The 2341-nt window shown below is 33.1% G+C and carries 5 protein-coding genes; all 5 read left to right on the forward strand.

Features of this window, described 5'->3' with window-relative positions; translation table 11 throughout:
- Positions 1–219, forward strand: a 219-nt coding sequence (locus ABZ565_RS35300) for a hypothetical protein (RefSeq protein ID WP_361036407.1), incomplete at its 5' end; no start/stop codon positions are given.
- A complete protein-coding gene (locus tag ABZ565_RS35305; RefSeq protein ID WP_182102365.1) occupies positions 207–965 on the forward strand; it encodes a hypothetical protein in 759 nt (252 codons plus the stop codon). The genes ABZ565_RS35300 and ABZ565_RS35305, both read left to right, overlap by 13 nt.
- 17 nt (positions 966–982) lie before the next feature.
- Positions 983–1348 carry a hypothetical protein gene (locus ABZ565_RS35310; protein ID WP_182102364.1) on the forward strand — a complete coding sequence of 122 codons (366 nt, stop codon included), beginning with the start codon at positions 983–985 and terminating at the stop codon, positions 1346–1348.
- A gap of 279 nt (positions 1349–1627) precedes the next feature.
- Positions 1628–1867 (forward strand): hypothetical protein, encoded by a 240-nt coding sequence (locus tag ABZ565_RS35315; RefSeq protein WP_351072272.1) that lies wholly within the window; start codon positions 1628–1630, stop codon positions 1865–1867.
- Positions 1868–1908: 41 nt separating this feature from the next.
- Positions 1909–2341, forward strand: a 433-nt coding sequence (locus ABZ565_RS35320) for a hypothetical protein (protein ID WP_361036412.1), incomplete at its 3' end; no start/stop codon positions are given.

A 2341-nucleotide genomic window follows, 5' to 3' on the forward strand; every position in this document is an offset into this window, starting at 1 on the left:
AAGAGACAATTTAAAGCAACAACTTTATATCCTGTAGTAGTTGTCGGCATTTTAACCTTTGCAAGAGGAGTAGATGCTTATTTACTTTATTACGCTCACAATATCATCGGTTGGGTGTGTAGTGCCATACTAATAGGAGCATTATGTTTTTACTTTCATTCCCTTCAAATGAACTTAGCAGATGATGAGGTAATGGAGGTGAAAATGTGGAGGAAATAACTGAAATACCTATAGAAAAAACAAGAATGCAAAGATTTTGGCATTTAGTCGCAGAACAAGATCTGTATGAAATGGTTGAAAAGTCAGGGTTTGGAGAATACGAGTTTTATTTGTTCCAGAAGAGAAGAATGAGAAATGCGCTCTTGTCTACTCTTGCTGCAGTTATTCCAGCTTTTCTAGTTAGTCCCTGGCTATCATTGTTATCTATAATCTTTTTCGTTTATTCTTGGAGAAATGCTTACACAAAAGAAAAACATGAATATAACGGTCTAGTATATGAAAAACAAATTTCATGGTATGTTTTTCAGCGATTAATTGTCACCTATCTACAGGATTCAAATGAGTCTATCATAACTACTTTTCGAAAACTGTTAGATCGCTTAGAGGATGGAGAATTTAAAAATAATCTGTATCGGTTGATTATTGATATAACGGAAAGTCCCAATAAGGTTCAACCATATATGCAATTTGCTGAAGTAGCTGCAGGGGGAACCGATGAAGCTCGCACGTTTATGACATCACTTTATAATTATACAAACCACACAAGTGATAGCAGTATTATTGATGAGTTAAGTGATATAGCTAGAAAAGCAATGATGCGAGGTATTGAAGATATTCGAAAACATAAAGAAAGAACATTTATTATGTATCCAACTAAACTGACTATGGTGAACTTTATACCAATGATTGGTTATATGGCTGGGGCTGCCTTTGATATCTTTACCCGAAATATGAACAATCTTTAAGAGAAATGGGTGGTTAAATGTATGCAGAAGACGCTGCTGGCGAATTTTCATTACAGATTATGTTAATGGCCTTTGTCATGTTTTTAATGGCTATAACCATATTCTTTGTAAGTTATATTCAATCATCTGACTTTAAGACTTATATAGATGGACAGATTGAACGCAATGGTGGATTAACTTCAACTGCTGTTGAAAATATAAATGAGTACTCGAATAAATTTTACGATGGCAAGTTTGAGGTTACTAGTTTATCAGGTTCAGATAAAAAGTCATTTGGTTCAGAAGTAAATTATATAGTTACTGGAAATATTGAAGTATTTTTCTTTGATCTACCTGATCAACTAATTACATCTAGAGGGAGTGCCGTAAGTAAAGTGAGGTGACTCAGTTGCAAAGTGGTGTAAGAAATCTGTTGATGATAGCAGGTGTTGCAGTTTTAGCAATACTTTTGGATTTTTCCTTTAATTATTTTGACGTATTTAAGGAATTTGCAAAACTAAACTATAGAGCAATTATTTTTAAATAAGTTTTTCCAAAACACTATTAAACATAGTGTTTTTTCTTTTAAGGAGGTGATTCATTCATAAAAAAATGGTTTTCAGGTTAGTTAGGGAGTAAGGAATTAAAAAATAAAAAAATTAAAGAAAAGGGAGTTTTTTATTATGAGTTTTGAAGCAAATGCAGATCGTAGTATTAACGGGATTTATTCATTGATTATTGGAGTGGCAATTGGAAGTATATTAGCTGTCGCACTACCAGCTGTATTCGAATCATTAGTTGATGTTATGAACAATAAAATCAATACAATTGGCATGATTACTTCTTTACCTAAAGTAGTAAACTTCGCAAACCCTAATATGGTATTGGATAGTGTGCAATCAGTATTTAACAACGCTGCCTAAATTCAAGGATATTAATACTAATATGAAAGAGGTATTCAGAAATGAAATTATCGAAAAGTAAATTTGGAATTTTAGCATTAACAGGAGTCATGTCATTAGGGTTTTTATTCGGAGGGAATTCAGCGTTTGCAGCTGAGCAAGCAACAACTAAGGCATCTACAGGCATTCAGAGTGGAGGATATAATGTTTCTTTAACAAGTCCTCAAGACTTAAACCCAACAGTTACAGTGGGTACTGCGACTCAAAAAGTAATCATTGGAAAAATTCCTACTATTAATTTGGAAGATTTATCGGGTACAGGTTCCAATTTTTCATTGAAAGTTAGTGCTACTGAATTAACTGAAAAAACACCATCAGGTGGTTTCAAATCGGGAACAACAGCATTAAAGCCTTTTAATTCTATGATTTTAAAAACAAACTCATCAACCATTTCTAATCCTAACGTACAATTCGGTGGATTCACTGCAATTAACC

The organism is Streptomyces sp. NPDC016469, assembly GCF_040632905.1.
Lineage (GTDB): Bacteria > Actinomycetota > Actinomycetes > Streptomycetales > Streptomycetaceae > Streptomyces.